We start from the raw sequence: 17,965 nt of genomic DNA, 5'->3' as shown, positions 1-17,965 counted from the left end.
CCGGTGCGCTGCGGGAATACCGGTGGCGCCGGCGATGGGTTGGATGCGTCCGAGCCAGAAAGTCAGCGGCGGCACCCGCGGTGAGTGCGGCATGATAGAGCGGCTCCAGGCGGTCCATGGACACGTCCTGTCGAGCGAGGCAATAATCCGGCGAGCTGCGATCGGAACGGCTCTACCGACCCGACAGAGAGCATCAGTTTCGAAAGGTGGACGGCGTCGTGCGCGCACTCAGGGTTCGCTTGCAGCGCTTCCGCGGCTTCGTCGACCTAGAGCTGTTCCCGGCCGAGCACGCCGTGGTGGTAGGGGAACCGAGGGCAGGTCGCACCGATTTGATCACTGCGTTGCGGCGGGTGCTCGACCCACGTAGCACCAACGCCCGTCCCAACCTGCTCGACGTGCACCGACCGGTCCCGACGCCGGACGCGGAGGATGAGCTGACCGAAGTCGAGGTCACGCTGGTCGAGCTCGACGATGCGGTCGCCCAGGAGCTCGACGACCGGCTGGAGCTGATCGATCCGGACACCGGTCTGCCGGCGGAGGAGGCCCGTGCCGACGAGGCGGTCATGGGGCTGCGGTTGTGCTACCGGCTGCGCGTCGACCAGGCCAGCGAGACCGCCGAGCATTGGGTGGAGTATCCGAAGAGCGGCCTGCGGGCGCCTCGCGCCGAGCGTGACCTCGTCGCGGCGATCGTGCTGGACCGGCGTGCTCCGCTGCAGCTGCGCCCGGACGGGATGTTCCGGCGCCTGGTCTCCGACGCCGACGAGCCAGACCTGCTCGCGGCGCTGGCGGCGTTGAACACGAATGTCGCCGATGCGATCGACCGGCTGACCGGCAGCACCAGCATCCGGAAGACGATCGAGGAGGTCCTCGGCGCTGGCGCGGGGCAGTTGCTGCAGATGACCGGCACCGCCCCGGCCGATGACCTCGGCTTCGCCGCCGATGACGGCTCTGTGTCGGCGATTCTGCGGACTCTGCAGCCAACGCTGGCCCTCGACGCCGCCGGCGCGCTGCCGCTCACGGCGCACGGCTCGACCACGGCTGGGGTGTTGGCTGCTGCTGAAGCGGTGGTGTCGGCGTCGGAGCCTGGCGCGATTGTGCTCGCTGACGACTTCGGCGATGACCTCGACGCGGCGTCTGCGGAGTATTTGGCCTGCTTGCTACGGCGCAAGGCCGGGCAGGTGTGGCTGTCTACACGCCGCCCGGACGTCGTTCGGGCGTTTACCCCTGAGGAGATGATCCGGCTCACGCGCAGCCACGGTCACCGTCAGGTCCATCAATTGGCGCCCACCACTGACCGCAAGGAACGTTCAGCCCGTCGCCAACTGCACCTGCTGTTGCTGCCGGCGATGACCTCCCGGACCGTAGCGGTGCTGGAAGGCGCGCACGACTTAGACGGCTACACCGCCGTCGCGGACCGGCGGCTGCGCCGCAGCAGCGTGGCACCGCCGGCTGCGGCCGGTGTGCGGATGGTCGCCCCGGCCAACGGCGACGGCGGCAAGGATGAACTGCCCAAGCTGGCCCGCCTCGCGAGCGACCTCGGCTTCCACGTGCGGGTGGTGCTCGACAACGACAAACCTGGCGCCGATGCCGCTCTTATAGCCGAACTCACCGAGGTGGCCGAGCAGGTGATCCAGCTGCCCGAGCGCACTTCGGTTGAGCGGGCATTGACCCACGGCATCGAACCCGAGCGGCTGCGGGCTGCGCTGCGCCAGCTCGTTGACGACTACGACTTGACTGGCATCGACGTCGACGTGATCGACGACAAGGACCTCGAAGCCAAGATCATCAAGCAGTTGAAGGCGAAGGGTGGGCTGCACCAGCCGTTCGTCGAGGCATTGCCGACAGGGGGTCAGGCACCGCCGCTGGCCAGGAAGGTCCTCAGCACTCTCTGCAAGCCGGTCGGGGCGGTCAACTTGGTGGAGTTGAAGCTGCCGTGACCTATCAGCCTGACCCCGAGCAGCAGCAGGTCGTCGACGCCGACGATCCCGTCCTGCTGGTGTGCGGCGGTGCCGGCACCGGCAAGACCACAACGGCCGCGGCAGCTGTCCGAGCGCACCTGCAACGCGTCGACGAGCACTGCGCCGCCACGGCCGTCCGACGTCGGCGCACCAGCCCACCGGCGGCTCGGGCGCTGTTCCTGTCGTTCTCCCGCTCGTCGGTGGCGCAGATCCTCGACCGCACCGCCGAGGTGCTCGGCCCGTACCAGTCGCGGGTGGAGATCACCACCTTCCACGCCTTCGCCTGGCGGCTGCTCACTCGCTGGGGTGGGGCGATCGGGCTGGCCGAACCCAGGATGTTCAGCGAGACCGAAGCCAAGTTGTTCCGCGTCCGCGACACGGTCCGCTACCGGGACATGCTGCCCCGCGCGCTCGAGCTGTGCGCCGTGCCGGCCGTCCGCGAGCACCTCCAGGCCCGCTGGTCGATTATCGTCTGCGACGAGTTCCAGGACACCGACGACCGGCAGTTCGACCTGCTGAACACCATCCGCGGCGACGCCCGGCTGCTGCTGCTGGGCGACCCCAACCAGTGCATCTACAGCGAACTGCCCGACGCCGTCGGTGTCGGGCCGGAACGGCTTGAAACTACCCTCGCGCTGCCCGGTGCCCGACGCATCGACCTGCCCGATGCGTCCCACCGTGACCCCAGCAACATCCTGCCGGCCGCGGCAGCCGCGATCCGCCGCCGCGAGTTCGACCACGACGCCGTCACCGCCGCCCTGGACACCGTACGACTACAGATCCGCGCGGGCCTGCCGATCGACCAGGAGGCGAAGGTCGTCGCCGACGTCGTCCAGCAGCTGCGGGCCGTAGGACACACCGTTGGGGTATTCAGCCATCACATCGACGCCACCACCGGCCTGTCCGACCAGCTCACCGGACTCGACATCGCCCACGAGGCTATCGGCCTGCCGGAATGCCTGAGCTCGGCCCTCGACGCGCAGCACGCCATGGTCCAGTTCGCAGGCGGTGTCGCCTCCTGGACGCGGGTGCTGCAACGTCTCGCGGTCTTCGTGACCAGCTCGGTACGTGGCAAACAGGTACCGGGCCTGGCTCGGATGCTTCTCGGCCAGCTCACCGTGCCCACCACCCTTGAGCTGCGTCTGAACGATCTCCGCCAACACCTGCACGATGCGGAGCCGTCCGCCGCGGTCACCCTGGCCGCCGAGGCACACGACAGCCTCGGCCTGTCCCGCGGCGGCCGTCACTGGCAACGCGCCGCTCAGCTGCTGCAGCCGCAAGTCGTACGTCACCTACGTCGGCACAGCGACCCAGCCGAGGCGTTGGAAGCCCTCGACACCGCCATCGCCGCATACCGCACCGACCTGCTCACTCACGCCACCGGTGAGCCGGCCGCACCCGTGCAGCTTATGGGGCTGTACCAGACGAAGGGACGCGAAGCCGACGCCACCGTCGTCGTCCTGCGCAGCAACGACTATTACGGACCGGAACGCCACGAGCCCTTCGAAACCGGCTCCCGCCTGCTGTACGTGGTGCTAACCCGCGCCCGCCTCAAGACCATCGTGCTGCTCTTCGGTGACGCCCCAAAGCCGCTCGTGGCACCACTGGTCAAGCTGGCCCGCTGAGCCGCGTCCACGCCCAACCGATCGAGTGATGCCGGTCCGGCTGCCTTGCCGGACCAGACCGGCCCGACGAGTGGGCTGGCCTCGCTCGTAGCGCCCACCCGGACTGCGCCGGATCAGCTAGCCGGCTATGGGGCGTGCCTAGGTATCGACTCGACCTGTCTGGCCGGTTCTTTGTCCCCCGGGCGCCCTGGTATCCCTTGTCCGCGAAGGTCATCACGTCCGCGTTGGTCAGCGCGTCGATGATGCCGTGGATGCGGGCGGCCGTGAGGTCGTGTGCCGAGCCGGGCAGCGCTGCTGAGGCCCACACGAGCCGCCGGCGGCGTCGGTGATGACCTGCACGTAAGACAGCACAGGCGAGGCTCCCGGTCGAGGCATCGGATCTTGGTCGACTGCTGTCTTACCTGGCGCCTCGCCCTCATCGATCTCCGGGCTCGCCGCACCCGCCCTGAGCTGCAAAATCAGCTTGGAAGGCTCCAGCGTTGATCATTCCGGCCTGGTGTTAGTCGGTGGGTGTGCGGTAGCCGCCGATCGGTGGTCGGCTTGCTCCCGTTGCGGCGACGGGGACGCTACGGATCAGATGGTTAGGGGTTCCAGTCCCTTTGGGCCGCGCCACACGATCAAGGCCGTGACGAGCGGAGACGCGGGTGGGTCACTGTCTGCACGTGGGCGATGCCACCCTGGTTCAAGCAGTCAAGCGCCAGGTCGTACACCTGCTGGCAAAAGTCTGTCGACTCCGCGTCTGCTCGTACGGTCACCTCGATGGGCGTGTACTGGGCCAGGGGAATGGTGCTGCCCGAGTACGAGAAGTTCATCCCGTCGGTGGTCCAGATCTGGAGCCGCTCGGTCTTGTTCCACTCGAACCGGACCCTGACCTCGTACTCACCGAGTCCCAGACGGTCGCTGGCCTCACGGATCAGGCCCATAAAGTCTGCGATCGCCACCTCGACGTCTCGCGACTCGACGACATGGTCATCGTTGTACTCGGTGCTCGAACGCCGGTGACCGCCCACCGCTGCCGCGAGGCTCACTGAGCCGTTGTCGTGGATGCTGATCCAGGCTTCCTTCCAGCGTTGGCTGTCGCCGTCGATCATGGGTCTAGCCGTCCATCGGCGGAGCCCGGGACGGGGGTTGTTCCGGTCGACGTTCTCAATCGGGTGCAGGCTGCCTCGTCCGACGTAGACGAGTGCGTTCTTGCTCGCCTCCTCGAACGCCATCCTGGCTGCCGTCTGATCTGGCCGGTTCGTGAGCGCCGACGGCAGTCGCGGGTGCGCTACGGCCACGATCCAGGCGGGGCTGTCGGGTGAGCGCATGGCGGCCGACTCGGCGTAGAGCTTGTCGAGCAACTCGGTGGATCGCCGGCGCTCATCGAAGCGCGCTCGGTACATCGCCTCGATCTGACGCTCTTTCATCCATACGGTGTCTGCGTCGTTGCGGATGGGCGCACCGAAGTACTCTTTCTTGTAGATCAGGTGCGGGCCGTCGACACTCGGTGGGATCGTGACGACTACGCACTGGTCGCCCGGTTCGCCGAGTTGGAGTACCTCGAGCCCGAAGACCGGCGGGCTGATCGCTGTCACGGCGGCGCTGCGCAGGCCGCGCTCGTAGCCCTCAGTCAGCTCGCCGGTGTCCTTGCGTCCGGTGGCTGCCTTCTGTGCTTCGGTGACGCCGAAGACCAACGTGCCGCCACCGCTGTTGGCCATGGCAGCAACGTCCTTGGGGAAGTCGGAGTTCGGGATCGCGCCGAGCGGCGGCAGCTCGGATTTCCAGTCCAGGTCGTCCGTTTCGCGGAGGCCCTGAGCGATGGCGCGGTCGATCATCTCGCCTGTGAGCGGACCGGATGGATCGCCGAGGTAGCGATGGAGCGATGTGAAGGTCATCGAGGTGCACCTACCAATCGCGGCTGGTCAGGTGGTCCGAGCCCGGTGTGGTCACCAGCGACCTCTGCGACGTCTCGAACTTGTCGAGGATCTTCTTCAGCCTCTCGATGGCGTGCTCGGACTTGGACTGTCGGGCGTACGCGAGCACCAGCTCGCGGTCGTAGGCGCCACCTGCTGCGAGATCCTTGAGGAAGCTGAGGGTCACGAGCTCATCGGTGCCCTTGGTCCAGCCGTTGTATCCCTCGGACACGATGCCCTCCAACACCTTGGAGATCTCGGCGCTCAGACCCGCGTCCATGACCTCGCCAGTGACGACGTTGTACGCGCCATGAAGCCTCGCCCAAGCGTCGAACTCGCTAGGGACCCACTCGACGAGCACCACCACGCTCCGATCCAGGCGCTGAATCTTCTCCATAACCTTGTAGGTCGGGCACCAGGCAAGGACCACGCCGCCATCTTGTGGGTGGCCGCTCCGCTCGGTCACGATGTCGAGCTTGGCGAGTTCGGGATGGTGGGTCGCCGATTCCTTGTCGGGCGCTACGACCGTCAGGTGGGCGCTGCGCTCGCGCGCTACAGCAAGGCCGAGCCGCTTGCCAGGCTGGATCGTGTCCGTTTCGGTGCCACGCGGCACGTAGATGTAGCGATGCCTGAGCACCTCTTCCAGCTGGCCCGACACAGCAGCTCCCTCCAGGTCGTTCTGCTCAGGGAGGCTAGACGGCACCTCCGACAGTTCCAGCACAGCCCCGAACAGGCCCGGAAACCGTCACCGACCAGCCGCCTGGCGGCTGACTCGCATCCGCACGCTGACTTCGCCGCCAGGGTTGGCGAGGCCGCCGGCGTCGACACCGCCGTCCGCGCGGTCGCCGACCTGGCACCGCTGATCGGGGCGGCCGGGATCCAGCGGGCCCACCCGATCGCCAAGGCCCGCGCCGACCTGACCGGGCTGCTGTACGTCGACGGCATCCACGACAGCCTCTACCGCTCCGGTGGCTGCACGCTTCTGACCGGACCGGTCGCCGAGGTGGCAGCGATCCGACCCGGCACCGCAGCCGCCGACCGCTACGACGAGGCAGCGAGAACAGCAAGGCAGCGCGCACCCTCATGACGAAGGGTGCGCGTCGCCGGCGCATGTCAGTGCGTGTGAAAGCCGTTCTCCAGGTCGAACATCGTGCCCTCGGCCTTGGCGCACAGCGCGGCGATCACCCGGCGGGCCAGCAGCGCCGACATCCGTTCCCGAATCTGATCCTGATCGCACCACGCCCAGCTGCGCAGCTCGTCCGGCGGCAGCTGGATATCAGCGGTGCCCAGCTCGTCGAGGGCGCCACCGTCGTAGACGAACATGACACCCTCGGTGCGTTCCGGTCGGGGCGGCACCCAGTCGGTCACCAGCAGCCGGCCGGGGACCATCGACTTGCCCAACTCATCCTTGACCTCACGGACCGCCGCCCGCCAGGGCGACTCGTCGGCGTCGACTCACCCACCGACGAGCTCCCAGTAGTCCTTGTAGATGGGCTCAACCAGCAGCGCCCGCCCGCCAGCGTCGGTGAGCAGAACCGCGGCGCCCATGGGCTCGGTGGAAGCGTCGCAGCTCTGGCAGAATCTCGTCACAACTTCGGGACAGTTCCGGCTAGGTTCCGCTGCTGCTCCGTCGGCGGCACGACGAGCGGCATCGACTTGATGATCTTCGCGTTGATGCTCGGTTTGACGCCCGGCAGCGTTCTCGCCACGATCCACTCCCGGACGCCGGGATGGGTGAGGTACCAGGCCAGATACTCTGCTCGAATTCCTTCCTTCGCGCGGACTCGGATGCACGTATTGCCGACCAGCCAGCCGCTGTGCTGGTCATCTGCGACTGCGGTTCTGCTGGTCTTGCCGACTCGTACCAGCAGCACGTCACCCGCATGGATGCGATACCGCCGGTCGAGTCCGGCGGCGGTGGCACTGCTCACGGTGAATTTCGGAGCGGTGGCGATCTCGTCGTTACGGACGTTGGTGGCGGTGACGACTGGGACACCTCCGGCGGCCTTCTTCGAAGGGGGAAGGGTTTCGCCGCTCACTCCCGGTTGCACCTCGCAAAAGTCGCCGAGGGGGCGGTTCTGCCAGTCGTCCGGCACGAGGCCGAGCAACGTGTCCATGGTGCCGTCGGTTCGCGGCAGCGGCCGGGCACGAGGCCGGCCTGCGTCGACCTGTAGGACGTAGTCGTTGTCGCGTAGTTCGGCGATGCTGACGCTGACGGCGTCGACACCCGCCCGCGCCGGCGTGAGCACTTCGCCGTTCTGCCAATTCCGGTAGACGCCGACGATCGTCTCGATACCGTCTCCAGTCAGCGCCCAGTGGGTCTTCTCGGTCCTTCGGGTGGCGGCGCTGGCGTCGATCAGCAGGACGTCACTTTGTGCGTCGTCTGGATGACCCAGCATCCAGATGCTGACTGCTGTCTTCGCCTCCCGGAACATATGCTCCCGGAGCTGGATTACGCATTTGATGACGCCCGCCTCGACCATCGCCGCTCGGACGTTCTGGTCTCTGGTGCTGCTTGCCTCGGTGGCGCTGGCCGGCATGATGACAGCGGCCCGGCCGCCAGGGGCGAGCGACAGGGCGGCGGCTTGCAGCCAGGCAAGGCCGGTGTTGTGGGGGTTCGGCTTGCCGTACGGCCATGACTGCGCGTCGTCCGCCGGCTGCCATTGCTCGCGACTGAACGGCGGATTGAGCAGGATGGTGTCGAACTGTTCGGGTTCGGCGACGACTGTCGATAGCCCGGCCGCGGTGTCGTCGGTGATGGCGGCTCGGTAGCCGTGCACGGCGAGGTTCATGGTGGCGATGTGCCGGGTTCGTTTGGTGGCGGCGCGGCCGCTGACGACCGCCAACTCGGTGCTGGCACGCGACATGTGCTCGGCGGCGGCGACGAGCAGACCGGCGGTGCCGCAGCACGGGTCGTGTACGCGGCTCCCGGGCCGGGGATCGACCAGCCGCACCATCAGCTGCGCGATCTCGGTGGGCACAAGGTACTGGTCGAGCGTCTTGTGTCGCGCTTTGGCGAACCGGTCGAGCAGGTGGTCGAAGATCAGGTGCGGCGGTTGCCGCCGCTCGGACAGTACGGCGTCGATCTCGGTTAGGGCATTCCTCCACCAGGGGTCCTTGAACGTGGTGCGGATGCGTGCCGTGAAGTATGCCGCGGCGGTCGTGGCCCGGGCGTGCTTCGCGTGGACAAGGGTGAGGACCAGCCGCTCGAACAGCCACGCATCGCTGCTGCGAAGCATTAGATTCTCGAGTGGCGCCGACCATTGCGCGTCGATCAGAATCGCCGAATTGGTCCGATGCCGCGTGTCATGGCCGTGGATCGCCTTGCGGAACCGGTCCCCGTAGGTCGTCCCGTGCTGCCGGTCGAACCACTCCGCTACGAGGGCCGTCGGATAGGTGTGCGTTCTTCCGGTGCTGCTCGGGCGGGGAAAGTCGGCGTACCGCCTAATCCAGTTGCTGACGGCCTGCTCCGTGACGCAGACCGCAGCGGCGATCTGCGACCTGGTCACCGTGTCCGGCGGGACAGGCGTCACCGGCCTTGCCCGTCCTTGCCCTGGGGGTTCCGCCAGGCGCCAATCAGCCGCGCCAGGCGACGGGTCCGCTGCTCATCGACAATCACCCAAGCGGCGAACGCCTCCACGGCCATGAAGAAAGCCATGGTCAAGTACAGAATCTCCGGCTCACTCAACACTTCGGCCAGCCTCAGGATCATGCGGTTCCTCCGGTGTGGTCGGTCACTGCATCCGACGATAGGTATCCCGCTCCCCGCGAGCAGCCGCGTACTCCGACCGTTTCTAGATCATTTTTGAGGCAGCGCTGCGATACCTCCCGACGGTCGGCTGATGGCTCCGGGATGCTCACTACATCAATGGCCAGTCGTCAACTGACCTGACCCGATATCGGAGGGATTGGCGCAAATTGTTGTGCTGGTTGAGCACGTAGCGGTCGAGCAATCGGTGGGCGCGACGATGTGGCTCGCTTCGCAGTGGGGAAGGTGGCCAGGGCCTCCACCATTTTGCGCCACCGTGGTTGACGATGGCGAACACCCGGTGGTGCTGGCGAACCGACCCGGAACGGCGACCACATCGGTCCGCAGACCCCATCCGGCAGGCTGGAGCCGATCATTCCGCCCAACGCAGACAGACTGCCCGACAGTTCGACAGCGACCCGGCGGTGGTCACGGTCGCGTCTACCGACGGATCGGGAGGCGGTCGAAGGCGGCGTGCAGCAGCGGGTTGCGATCGGCCGCGCCGCGGAACTGCTGCAACGCGGTGCCCAGCTCCCAGGTCTGGCGTTCATCGCCAGCCCGCACGATCTCCTGCAGGATCGAGGAGGCCGACTGGTGCTGCCCGATGCTGATCAACTGCTCGATGTCGCGCAGCGGCGCCACTACGGTCGGCAGCGCCGGGGTGGGCAGGAATGTCCGGCCGAGACTGTTGGCGACGTACCATGGGTCGAGCGTCGCGACCATGCCAATGAACGGCCGGTCGGTCGGAATCTCCGCGAACTCGGGCGCACCAGCCTGGATCTTGTCGAGGGTCCGGCCGAGTTGGTCGAACGCCTCACCCAAAGTCTTGACGTAGGCCTCTTGCACCGTGGCGTCGGCGGCGCGGGCTGCCAGCGGGGAGCGCGTCGCCTTGGTCTCGACCAGCAGCACCAGGTCGTTGAACACCACGAACCAATCTGTACTCGCTGCCTGCTGTCTGCGCTCCCGATACATGATCTCCGGATACACCCGAGCGTCCGGGAGGGTCGCGAACTGCCGTCCGACGTAGTCCTCATGCAGATAACCCAGCTCACGCGTGAACGACGTCCCCCATCGGGCGATTCCTACGTAGTAGAGCTCCAGTGGCGTCAGGCGCCGCGGAATGAGGTGGCGGACCGGCGCGATGAGCCGGCCGTCCGAGAGCCGCACGAACGGCCGTGAGGTCAGCGGATTGAAGGCGTAGCGGTCGAGGTGCGGCAACGGTGTTCGCTGCTCAGCCGAAGTGTTCTCCTGGCGGAACTCCTCCATGGTCTGCCCGAAGACCGAACGGATGACACCCAGGATCTCGTCCCGCGGCAGCACAGCGAGCAGCTCGGTGAACTGCGGCTGATCGAGCCAGGCCGGATCGAAGAAGCCGCTGTTGCGTTCCGCCGAGGTGGCGAGCATGACCACGATCTCCGTCGCGGTGACCGTCGGGGCACCGAGAAGCTGAGCAATCGCCTCCGGCGGGATCACCTTCAGCCGCCTGCTGCCGGCGTAGTCGTCAAAGAACACCACCGGACGCGCGAGCTCGGCCAGACCGTGCTCCTGGTACGGGAACTGTTCGTAGAGGGTGCGCGCCATGATCGCGAAGGCCGAGTTTAGGTCGGAGTGATCGAGCTCCTCCGGAACGAGGTTCTCATGCATCCAGCATGCCGTCACAATGTCCCGCTCCTGCGGCACGCTCCGCCGGTGCGAGTTGCCATGCAGGATGGACGCCTTCGCGACGGCGGCCAGCGCCCATGGCGGTGTCTCCATAAAAATCCGCGCACCGGGCTCCTCAGGGGACAGCCGCAACGGCACCCGCAGCGATCGCCGCGCGAGTGCCTGCAGCAAGGCCTCTTGATTAAAACGCCGCACGAACGAACTAAACTGCTGGTACGAGAACTCAAGGACAGGACTCTGAGTCACCAGACCAGAATCACATGCCCGACAAGCTGTTTAGCTGGAGGCGCTGTTGCGTTGGTGGATCGGTGGGCACGCCGAGCCGCGCCAGCGGGCACTGGCCAGAAGGGTTCTACCGCTTGGTCGGGGGCTACGAGGCACTGTCTACCGTGGTTCATTGCTCACTGTTGGAGCATAACGAACAACGCTTAGCTGATCTTTCGCAAGCGATCGCAGCAAGGCCTTCCTGCGACCTGTATACACCAGGTAGAAAAAGAAAAGCCGCAGGTCAGCGACCTGCGGACACCGGCGGAGCGTCGGGTTAGGAAACCGATGCTCTATCCCCTGAGCTACGGGGGCGCGAGGGCCCAGTCTAGCGACCCAGGCACTCAACTGGGGTGGCAGGGAGTGGTCCCGGTTCACCCTGCCACCCGGACCCCTATCTTCCCAGCCCAGGACCACAGCTCGGGCAAACGAACCTCGCTCTCGACTGGCGGTCTCATCGGCGACCTGCGCTGGCGCGGGACTCCACAAAGCTTCATCGCCTGCGGACACGTTCCTGCGTTCATCGGTTCGCATTCGCACTCGATGCCACCCGCCCGATTCGCCCAGAGACCACGCGCCGGGCTCCGCGCCCGGGCGAGCATCAACGGCCGCCCCTGACCGGCGCGCTGCCTGGGATCCGCTGAGAGAAGTGGTGCTCCGCGCCGCGAAGGGGGCTCGCGGCGCGGAGAGCGACTCAGGCTGCGTAGATCAGCTTGACGCCATCCAGGCCGAGTGCCGCCGCCCGGGTTCCGCGGACTCCGCTGTTGAGGTTGCGCCAACTGTTGTTGCTGGCGGCCTCGTGCACCCACCCGTCGACGACGTTGTAGATGTGCTTCACCCCGTTGACGTTGAGCGCGGCCAGCGAGGTGCCCTGTGCGCCGTGGATGCCGGTCCACAGGTTTGCCCAGCCGGCGTTGCTGGCGGCCTCGTAGACCCGGCCGCCGTTCAGTGTGTAGAGGATCTTCGTGCTGCCCACTGTGATCGCCGCTACCGCCGAGGCCGGGATGCCCGTGTTCAGGTTCCGCCAGGCGTTGGCGCTGTGCGCCTCGTGGACGTAGCCGCCGACGATGCTGTAGACGTACTTGACGCCGTTCAGCGCGATCACCGAAATCGACGACGAGCTTGCCCCACCGATGCCGGTGTTGAGGTTGCGCCAGCCGTTGTTGCTGGCTGCCTCGTGCACGTACCCGTCGACGACGTTGTAGACCAGCTTCACCCCGTCGAGGTTGATCGCGGCCAGTGCGGTGCCCTGTGCGCCGTGGATGCCCGTCCACAGGTTGGTCCAGCCGGCGTTGCTGGCGGCCTCGTGGATCCGGCCGCCGTTGAGGGTGTAGAGGATCTTCGTGGATCCGATGGTGATCGCTGTCGTCGCCGTGCCGGTCACCGCGCCCGCGCTGCCGGAGACCGGCAGGGCGCGCCAGCCGGCGTTGCTGGCGGCCTCGAACACCTGACGGGGCTGGTCGGCCGGGTTCTGCTGGATGAAGGCGAGCGGGTTGATCCGGGTGCCGGCCGGGTCGATCATGTGCCAGTGCAGGTGCGGGCCCGTCGAGCTGCCCGAGCCGGGCGCGCCGGCAGCGCCGCCGGATCGGCCCACGATCGTGCCCGCGCCCACGCTGGCACCGTTGCCGAGCAGGAACTGCGACAGGTGCAGGTACTGGCTGCGGTACCCGTCCGCGTGCTGGATCGTGACGGTGTGCCCGCCCGTGCCGTTGTTGGGGATGTTCTGGATGGTGCCGGCGCCGCAGGCCGGCAACGCCGTGCCCACCCCCATTCCGAAGTCGATGCCGCCTAGTGATCCGCGGCGGAGGTGACCTTCCCAGGTATCGGTGATCGGGTAGGCGCCGAACGGGTTGTAGATCGACGGTGCGGCCTGTGCGGCCTCGGGAACCAGCAGGCCACCGGTGCTGATGGCACCCGCACCCAGCACCGCCGCGCGCAACATCGTGCGGCGACTCACGGCAGAGGTGGTCGTGTCGTCGCCGCAGCAGTTGCCTTCGTGACCGTCAGTCATTCCCACTCCTTCTACGCCCGCCAAGATATCTACGGAGGCTAATGGGTGGGATGGTCTGGCGGTACCGTGTCCACCAGACGTTGATCAGAGCGACGGGAGCTGTTCGGCTCGGGTGACCACCTGGTCGATGAGGCCGTACTCCCGGGCCTGCTCGGCGGTGAACCAGCGGTCCCGGTCCCAGTCCCGCTGGATCTCGTCGAGGGTTCGTCCACTGTGCTGGGCGATCAGCTCCTGCATCGTCCGCTTCACGTGCAGCATGTTCTCCGCCTGGATGGTGATGTCGGCTGCGGTTCCGCCCATCCCGCCGGACGGCTGGTGCATCATGATCCGCGAGTGCGGCAGCGCGTACCGCTTGCCGGCCGCGCCCGCGCAGAGCAGGAACTGCCCCATCGAGCCGGCGAACCCGAGCGCCAGCGTCGCCACGTCGTTGCGGACGTAACGCATCGTGTCGTAGACAGCCATTCCCGCGCTCACCGAACCGCCCGGCGAGTTGATGTAGAGGTAGATGTCCCGGCCGTCGTCCTCGGCGGCGAGCAGCAGGATCTGCGCGCAGATCTGGTTGGCCGACTCCTCAGTCACCTCGGTGCCGAGGAAGACGATCCGCTCGCGCAGCAGCCGCTCGAACACATGGTCACCGAAGGACGGCTGCCCGCCCTCCACCATTCGCACGTCGTACCCGATCATGTGCCGTCGCCTTCCACCGCGCCGGCGGGCGGTGGGGACCGCCCGGTGGACCGGCCCCTCCAGCGTGCGGGCGACGGCGGTGGCTGGCCCGATGATTCTGCCGCCGGCAGATCCGCCGACAGCAGAACCACGCGGCCTACGCGGCGGTCAGCCGCCGCAGGCCCAGCCGGGTCTGCGTGCGGTCAGCCAGGGCGGCGGTACGCGGGCCGGGGCGCGAGCCACCAGCGGAGGCCATCGCGCCGACGCTGAGGGTCGGCTCGCTCGCCGCCGGTCCTCGGTGCAGGACGAACCCGCCGACACGTGGACCCACCAGCAAAGTGGCGTTGCCGATCTCCCGCCGAGTCGCATCGACCCGCTCCAAATGGGTGAGCGCGGCGCGTGGCGCGGCCGGGAGGCGGGGCTCGACCCGGCGCATGTCGTCGCGGGCCTCGCCGAGCAGGTCGGCGAGGCTGATGCCGAGCGCCCGGCAGATCGCCGCCAGCACCTCCGACGAGGCCTCCTTGCGGCCCCGCTCGACCTCCGAGAGGTAGGGCACGGAAACGTCGGCCGACGCGGCCACCTCGCGCAGCGTGCGGCCCTGACGCTGGCGGTGGCGGCGCAGCACCCCGCCGATCACTCGTCGCAGCAACGACATGCCGGCCTCACTTTCGCGGTCGTCGTCGGGGGAACATCCCCATCATGCCCGCTGCCGGACCTGCCGGCTGCCCGTGCGGGCCCGCGCCGCGCCAGGCGCGGGCCCGACCCCGTCACCGAGCCAGGTGGGTGTGCCAGTTGGCCGGATCGGCCACCAGCGTGACCGCCGGGAACAGCGCCCGGGTGCCGCCGGTGGGAAGCAGAGCGCTGTCGTCGATCGACACATTCACTCCGTGGACGTCGTAGACGGTCAACGACTCGTTGCCGTTCTCTCCGGTGAACCGCGCCGGGTGTCCGTCAAGTGTGGTGTTCGGGTCGACGTACCCCCTGGCCGTGGGATCGGTGATGTTGCGGTAGCGGGAGACGCCGAGGGACAGCGTCCGGGCCCGTTGCCGACCGGGCTCGGTACCCGGCTCCGCTGTCCAGGTCATCCCGAGGTACCAGGTCAGGGGCTCATCCAGGGACTCGGACACGTCGACCGTGATCAGCCCCAGGTTGGCCGGTAAACCTGTCACCGTCGCCGGCATCGGGACGAGGCTCGTGTCGAACCGTAGCGAACGGGCCACCTGCACCGCGGCGTCCCGCGCATCCGGTTGCACTCCGAACACCCGGACCTGCGCCCAGCCCTTCGGGGCGTACTCCCAGCGCAGGATCGCCTCCGGCTTCTCGGCACCGGAATAGCTGGTGAAGACGCTGGGCCCGCCGTTCAGCTCGGGACCGGCCTCGGTGGCACGGGCCAGGGCCAACTCCCCGCTGTCACGCTGCGGTGCCGACGGTTGTACGTCCTTCGGAAGAAGCGAGACGGCCACGAACTGTCGCTGGTCGTCGGTGCGGCCGTTCGACGCACTGAGGTGCACACCCGGGCCGGAGAGGAGCAGTCCGGCCTGGTACTGGAGATCCCGCAGCCCGTCCGGCAGCCAGCCGAACCGAACGTAAACCCGCTGTGGGTCGACAGTGGTGAGCGCGACCGGCAGACCGGTCTCGCCATCGGCGGGCGTCGTGCCGAACGGGGCGGGGGCCGGCGGTCGGTCCGGGGTGAGCAGGTCGGGGACGGTGAGCCCGCCGACGGTCAGTGCCACCGCCAGCAGCGCGGCGCCGGCACCCTGGGCGAGGCGGCGTTGCCGCCGTGCCGTGCTCATCGCCCGTTCCACGTCCAGCACGACGGAGGGCCGCTCAGCCGACTCGATCTCGGTCAGCATCAGGTCGCCGATGTGGCGTTCGTTAAGCATCTTCGCTCCTCTCAGTTCGCGGTCAGGGTGGGGGTGAGCAGGGTGCGCAGGGTGGCCAGGCCCTTGGCGGTCTGGCTCTTCACAGTCCCCGTCGAGCAGCCCATGGCCCGGGCTGTCTCCTCGACGCTGAGGTCCTCGAAGTACCGCAGCACCAGCACCGCTCGTTGGCGCGGCGGCACCTGCCGCAGCGCGCCCACCACTGTGATCCGGTCGGTCGGGTCGGCAAAGGCCCTGGACACGTCGGGCAGCGCGGCGCCGAGGCGGACCCGCGCCCACCGCAACCGCCGCTCGTCGATCAGTCGCCGCACCAACATGGTGCGGACCAGCGCGTCCAGGTGATCGGCCTGTCGGGCCCGCGCCCACGAGCGGTACAGCTCGGTGAGCACCCGTTGCAGGATGTCGTCGCCCCGGTCCCAGTCCCCGCACATCAGGTAGGCGGTGCGCCGCCACTGCACCATCCGGGATCTGACGTACTCGGTGTATTCGTCGTCGGCCTCGGCTCGCCGTCTGCCGCTCGTCGTCACGAGGGTCGCGCCCCCTCCGTCTGCCGGCCTGCACCGGTTCGTCGTTGTCGTCCGGTAGTCGGGTGCGGGCGCGCAGCCGGTTGTCCTCCGTAACCCGGGCGTGCGGTTGGCGGCGTACCCGCTATGTTGTGGGCGTGCAGGCGACGGCGGGCGAGCAGGTTCGACGGTGATCCATTTTCCCGCACAGCGCCGGGGCCCACTGAGCGCGCTGAGCCTTCGGCTCGCCGCCGCCCTGGGCCTGGTCTTCGCCGTGGTCGCCGCTGTCTACCTGGGCAGGGACGGCTACCGCGATGTCAACGAGGACGGCCTCACCCTCCTCGACTGCTTCTACTACGCTGTCGTGTCACTCTCGACCACCGGCTACGGGGACATCACCCCGGCCGCGCCGTCGGCCCGGCTGGTCAACGTCCTCTTCATCACCCCGGCCCGAGTGATCTTCCTTATCATCCTGGTCGGCACCACACTGGAAGTTCTGACCGAGCAGTACCGGACCGGCCGTCGCCTGTCGCGGTGGAGGAGAGCCGTGAAGGACCACGTCATCATCTGCGGCTACGGCACCAAGGGGCGCAGCGCTGTCTCCGCCCTGATGGAGAACGGTCTGGACCGCTCCCGGATCGTGGTGGTGGAGCGCAGTGCCGCCGCCCTGCGGCAGGCCACCTCCGCCGGGCTGGTGGCGATCGAGGGCTCGGCGACCCGTTCGTCGGTGCTGAACGAGGCGCACGTCAAGAACGCGAAGGCCGTGATCATCGCGACCGACAGTGACGACGCGTCGGTGCTGGTCGCGCTGACGGTACGGCAGCTCACCGCTGGACAGGTCCGCATCATCGCGGCGGCGCGGGAGGCGGAGAACGCCCCGCTGCTCAAGCAGAGTGGCGCGCACCACGTGATCGTCTCCTCGGCCACTGCGGGCCGGCTGCTCGGCCTGTCCACCTCGGCGCCGCCGCTGATCGACGTGGTGGAGGACCTGCTCACTCCCGGCCAGGGCATGGCGCTGGCGATGCGTTCCGCCGAGCGGGACGAGGTGGGTCGCTCGCCGCGCGAGCTGGAGTCGTTGGTGATCGCCCTGGTGCGGCGGGGCAAGGTGGTCACCCTGGCCGACCGGGCCGGCGCGGTGATCGAGACCGGCGACATGCTGGTGCACGTACGCGACGACCGCCCCCAGTCGGCCACCACCGCCTGATCGCCCTACCGCTGCCGACCGGTGTGACCGCTGGCATGACGCCACCGCTGTGGTGAGGCGGCGTCAGCAGGTGTCGTCGGCGGCGCAGATCGCCTGGGTGCAGCTGACCGCCGTGCCGGTGGAGGCCCGGCTGAGCAGTTTGTAGAGCGTCTCCCGCTCGGCGGGGTCCAGTGCGCCCAGCACCTCGTCCTCGGCGCCGGCCAGGGCACATTCGGCCTCGCTGAGGCGTTTTGCCCCATCTTCGGTGAGTTCGACGACGTGTCTGCGGCGGTCCTCGGGTGAGCGCCGACGCTCGATCAGGTGCTTCGCCTCCAGGTCGTTGAGCAGCCCGACGATGTTGGTGCTGTCCATTTCCAGGATGGTGGCGAGCGCCTGTTGCCCGGTGCCGCCGCCGGCGCGCAGCACTGTGAGCGCGACCAGATGCCGGGGGCGTAGCCCCAACGGCGCCAGCACCGACTCCGACCGCAGCCGCATCCGCCGGGCCAGGTGGTCCAGGAGTGCGCCCGAGCGGTGCTCGGTGGAGTCGAGCGGCTGCGCGGACATGTGACCCAG

Annotated in this window: 15 protein-coding genes and 2 pseudogenes; 4 read left to right on the top strand and 13 right to left on the bottom strand. The window is 68.1% G+C overall.

Annotated features, from left to right (window positions below):
• Nucleotides 1-206 precede the first annotated feature (206 nt).
• A complete protein-coding gene (locus AB0C19_RS17505) occupies nt 207-1,937 on the top strand; it encodes a hypothetical protein (protein WP_357186060.1) in 1,731 nt (576 codons plus the stop codon).
• Nucleotides 1,934-3,583 carry a UvrD-helicase domain-containing protein gene (locus tag AB0C19_RS17500; protein ID WP_357186057.1) on the top strand — a complete coding sequence of 550 codons (1,650 nt, stop codon included), beginning with the start codon at nt 1,934-1,936 and terminating at the stop codon, nt 3,581-3,583. The genes AB0C19_RS17505 and AB0C19_RS17500 overlap by 4 nt, the downstream gene beginning before the upstream one ends.
• Nucleotides 3,584-3,755: 172 nt before the next feature.
• On the opposite strand, the pseudogene AB0C19_RS17495 reads toward AB0C19_RS17500, so the two are convergent.
• The 3 genes and pseudogenes from AB0C19_RS17495 to AB0C19_RS17485 form a co-directional block, all read right to left on the bottom strand.
• Nucleotides 3,756-3,922, bottom strand: a pseudogene (locus AB0C19_RS17495) (transposase family protein); the annotation flags it as partial.
• 278 nt (nt 3,923-4,200) lie between these two features.
• Nucleotides 4,201-5,400, bottom strand: coding sequence for an ATP-binding protein (locus AB0C19_RS17490; RefSeq protein ID WP_357186053.1), 1,200 nt, complete (start codon nt 5,398-5,400; stop codon nt 4,201-4,203).
• 70 nt (nt 5,401-5,470) lie between these two features.
• A complete protein-coding gene (locus AB0C19_RS17485; protein WP_357186050.1) occupies nt 5,471-6,136 on the bottom strand; it encodes a hypothetical protein in 666 nt (221 codons plus the stop codon).
• Here AB0C19_RS17485 and AB0C19_RS17480 point away from each other — a divergent pair.
• Nucleotides 6,104-6,565, top strand: a complete 462-nt coding sequence (locus tag AB0C19_RS17480; RefSeq protein WP_357186047.1) for a hypothetical protein — start codon at nt 6,104-6,106, stop codon at nt 6,563-6,565. The two genes, AB0C19_RS17485 and AB0C19_RS17480, sit on opposite strands and share 33 nt — an antisense overlap.
• A gap of 26 nt (nt 6,566-6,591) precedes the next feature.
• Here the strand turns inward: AB0C19_RS17480 and AB0C19_RS17475 are convergent.
• The 9 genes and pseudogenes from AB0C19_RS17475 to AB0C19_RS17435 all read right to left on the bottom strand — a co-directional run.
• Nucleotides 6,592-6,921 (bottom strand): annotated as a pseudogene (locus AB0C19_RS17475) (NUDIX hydrolase); the annotation flags it as partial.
• Between the two features lie 143 nt (nt 6,922-7,064).
• Nucleotides 7,065-9,011: an N-6 DNA methylase gene (locus AB0C19_RS17470; protein ID WP_357186043.1), complete on the bottom strand. Its 1,947-nt coding sequence runs from the start codon at nt 9,009-9,011 to the stop codon at nt 7,065-7,067.
• Nucleotides 9,008-9,190: a hypothetical protein gene (locus AB0C19_RS17465; RefSeq protein WP_357186040.1), complete on the bottom strand. Its 183-nt coding sequence runs from the start codon at nt 9,188-9,190 to the stop codon at nt 9,008-9,010. Before AB0C19_RS17465 ends, AB0C19_RS17470 begins: the two co-directional genes overlap by 4 nt.
• A gap of 477 nt (nt 9,191-9,667) precedes the next feature.
• Complete coding sequence (locus AB0C19_RS17460; RefSeq protein WP_357186037.1) at nt 9,668-11,134, bottom strand: hypothetical protein; 1,467 nt, start codon at nt 11,132-11,134, stop codon at nt 9,668-9,670.
• A 712-nt stretch (nt 11,135-11,846) separates the two neighbouring features.
• Nucleotides 11,847-13,163, bottom strand: a complete 1,317-nt coding sequence (locus tag AB0C19_RS17455) for a M23 family metallopeptidase (RefSeq protein ID WP_357186034.1) — start codon at nt 13,161-13,163, stop codon at nt 11,847-11,849.
• An 84-nt stretch (nt 13,164-13,247) separates the two neighbouring features.
• Nucleotides 13,248-13,847, bottom strand: coding sequence for an ATP-dependent Clp protease proteolytic subunit (locus tag AB0C19_RS17450; RefSeq protein ID WP_357186031.1), 600 nt, complete (start codon nt 13,845-13,847; stop codon nt 13,248-13,250).
• Between the two features lie 136 nt (nt 13,848-13,983).
• Nucleotides 13,984-14,481 carry a helix-turn-helix transcriptional regulator gene (locus tag AB0C19_RS17445; protein WP_357186029.1) on the bottom strand — a complete coding sequence of 166 codons (498 nt, stop codon included), beginning with the start codon at nt 14,479-14,481 and terminating at the stop codon, nt 13,984-13,986.
• Between the two features lie 112 nt (nt 14,482-14,593).
• Nucleotides 14,594-15,709, bottom strand: a complete 1,116-nt coding sequence (locus AB0C19_RS17440; RefSeq protein WP_357186026.1) for a hypothetical protein — start codon at nt 15,707-15,709, stop codon at nt 14,594-14,596.
• A gap of 11 nt (nt 15,710-15,720) precedes the next feature.
• Nucleotides 15,721-16,233 carry a SigE family RNA polymerase sigma factor gene (locus tag AB0C19_RS17435; RefSeq protein ID WP_357186023.1) on the bottom strand — a complete coding sequence of 171 codons (513 nt, stop codon included), beginning with the start codon at nt 16,231-16,233 and terminating at the stop codon, nt 15,721-15,723.
• A 166-nt stretch (nt 16,234-16,399) separates the two neighbouring features.
• Between AB0C19_RS17435 and AB0C19_RS17430 the strand changes: the two genes are divergently transcribed.
• Nucleotides 16,400-17,413: a potassium channel family protein gene (locus AB0C19_RS17430; protein ID WP_112603739.1), complete on the top strand. Its 1,014-nt coding sequence runs from the start codon at nt 16,400-16,402 to the stop codon at nt 17,411-17,413.
• Nucleotides 17,414-17,476: 63 nt separating this feature from the next.
• Here the strand turns inward: AB0C19_RS17430 and AB0C19_RS17425 are convergent, their stop codons facing one another.
• On the bottom strand, nt 17,477-17,956 hold the full coding sequence (locus tag AB0C19_RS17425; RefSeq protein ID WP_357186020.1) for a MarR family winged helix-turn-helix transcriptional regulator: 480 nt from the start codon (nt 17,954-17,956) through the stop codon (nt 17,477-17,479).
• Nucleotides 17,957-17,965 lie beyond the last annotated feature (9 nt).

The organism is Micromonospora sp. NPDC048842 (assembly GCF_040649935.1).
GTDB classification, from domain to species: domain Bacteria; phylum Actinomycetota; class Actinomycetes; order Mycobacteriales; family Micromonosporaceae; genus Micromonospora; species Micromonospora hortensis.
Note: the sequence above shows the minus strand (reverse complement) of the source record. Positions and strands in the feature narration are given on the sequence as shown.

Excerpts from the sequence above, each read along its gene's own strand:
- AB0C19_RS17465 (WP_357186040.1), bottom strand. The coding sequence starts at position 9,190 with ATGATCCTGAGGCTGGCCGAAGTGTTGAGTGAGCCGGAGATTCTGTAC.
- AB0C19_RS17455 (WP_357186034.1), bottom strand. The coding sequence starts at position 13,163 with ATGACTGACGGTCACGAAGGCAACTGCTGCGGCGACGACACGACCACC.
- AB0C19_RS17490 (WP_357186053.1), bottom strand. The coding sequence starts at position 5,400 with ATGATCGACCGCGCCATCGCTCAGGGCCTCCGCGAAACGGACGACCTG.
- AB0C19_RS17445 (WP_357186029.1), bottom strand. The coding sequence starts at position 14,481 with ATGTCGTTGCTGCGACGAGTGATCGGCGGGGTGCTGCGCCGCCACCGC.
- AB0C19_RS17450 (WP_357186031.1), bottom strand. The coding sequence starts at position 13,847 with ATGATCGGGTACGACGTGCGAATGGTGGAGGGCGGGCAGCCGTCCTTC.
- AB0C19_RS17480 (WP_357186047.1), top strand. The coding sequence starts at position 6,104 with ATGCCTGAGCACCTCTTCCAGCTGGCCCGACACAGCAGCTCCCTCCAG.
- AB0C19_RS17425 (WP_357186020.1), bottom strand. The coding sequence starts at position 17,956 with ATGTCCGCGCAGCCGCTCGACTCCACCGAGCACCGCTCGGGCGCACTC.
- AB0C19_RS17440 (WP_357186026.1), bottom strand. The coding sequence starts at position 15,709 with ATGCTTAACGAACGCCACATCGGCGACCTGATGCTGACCGAGATCGAG.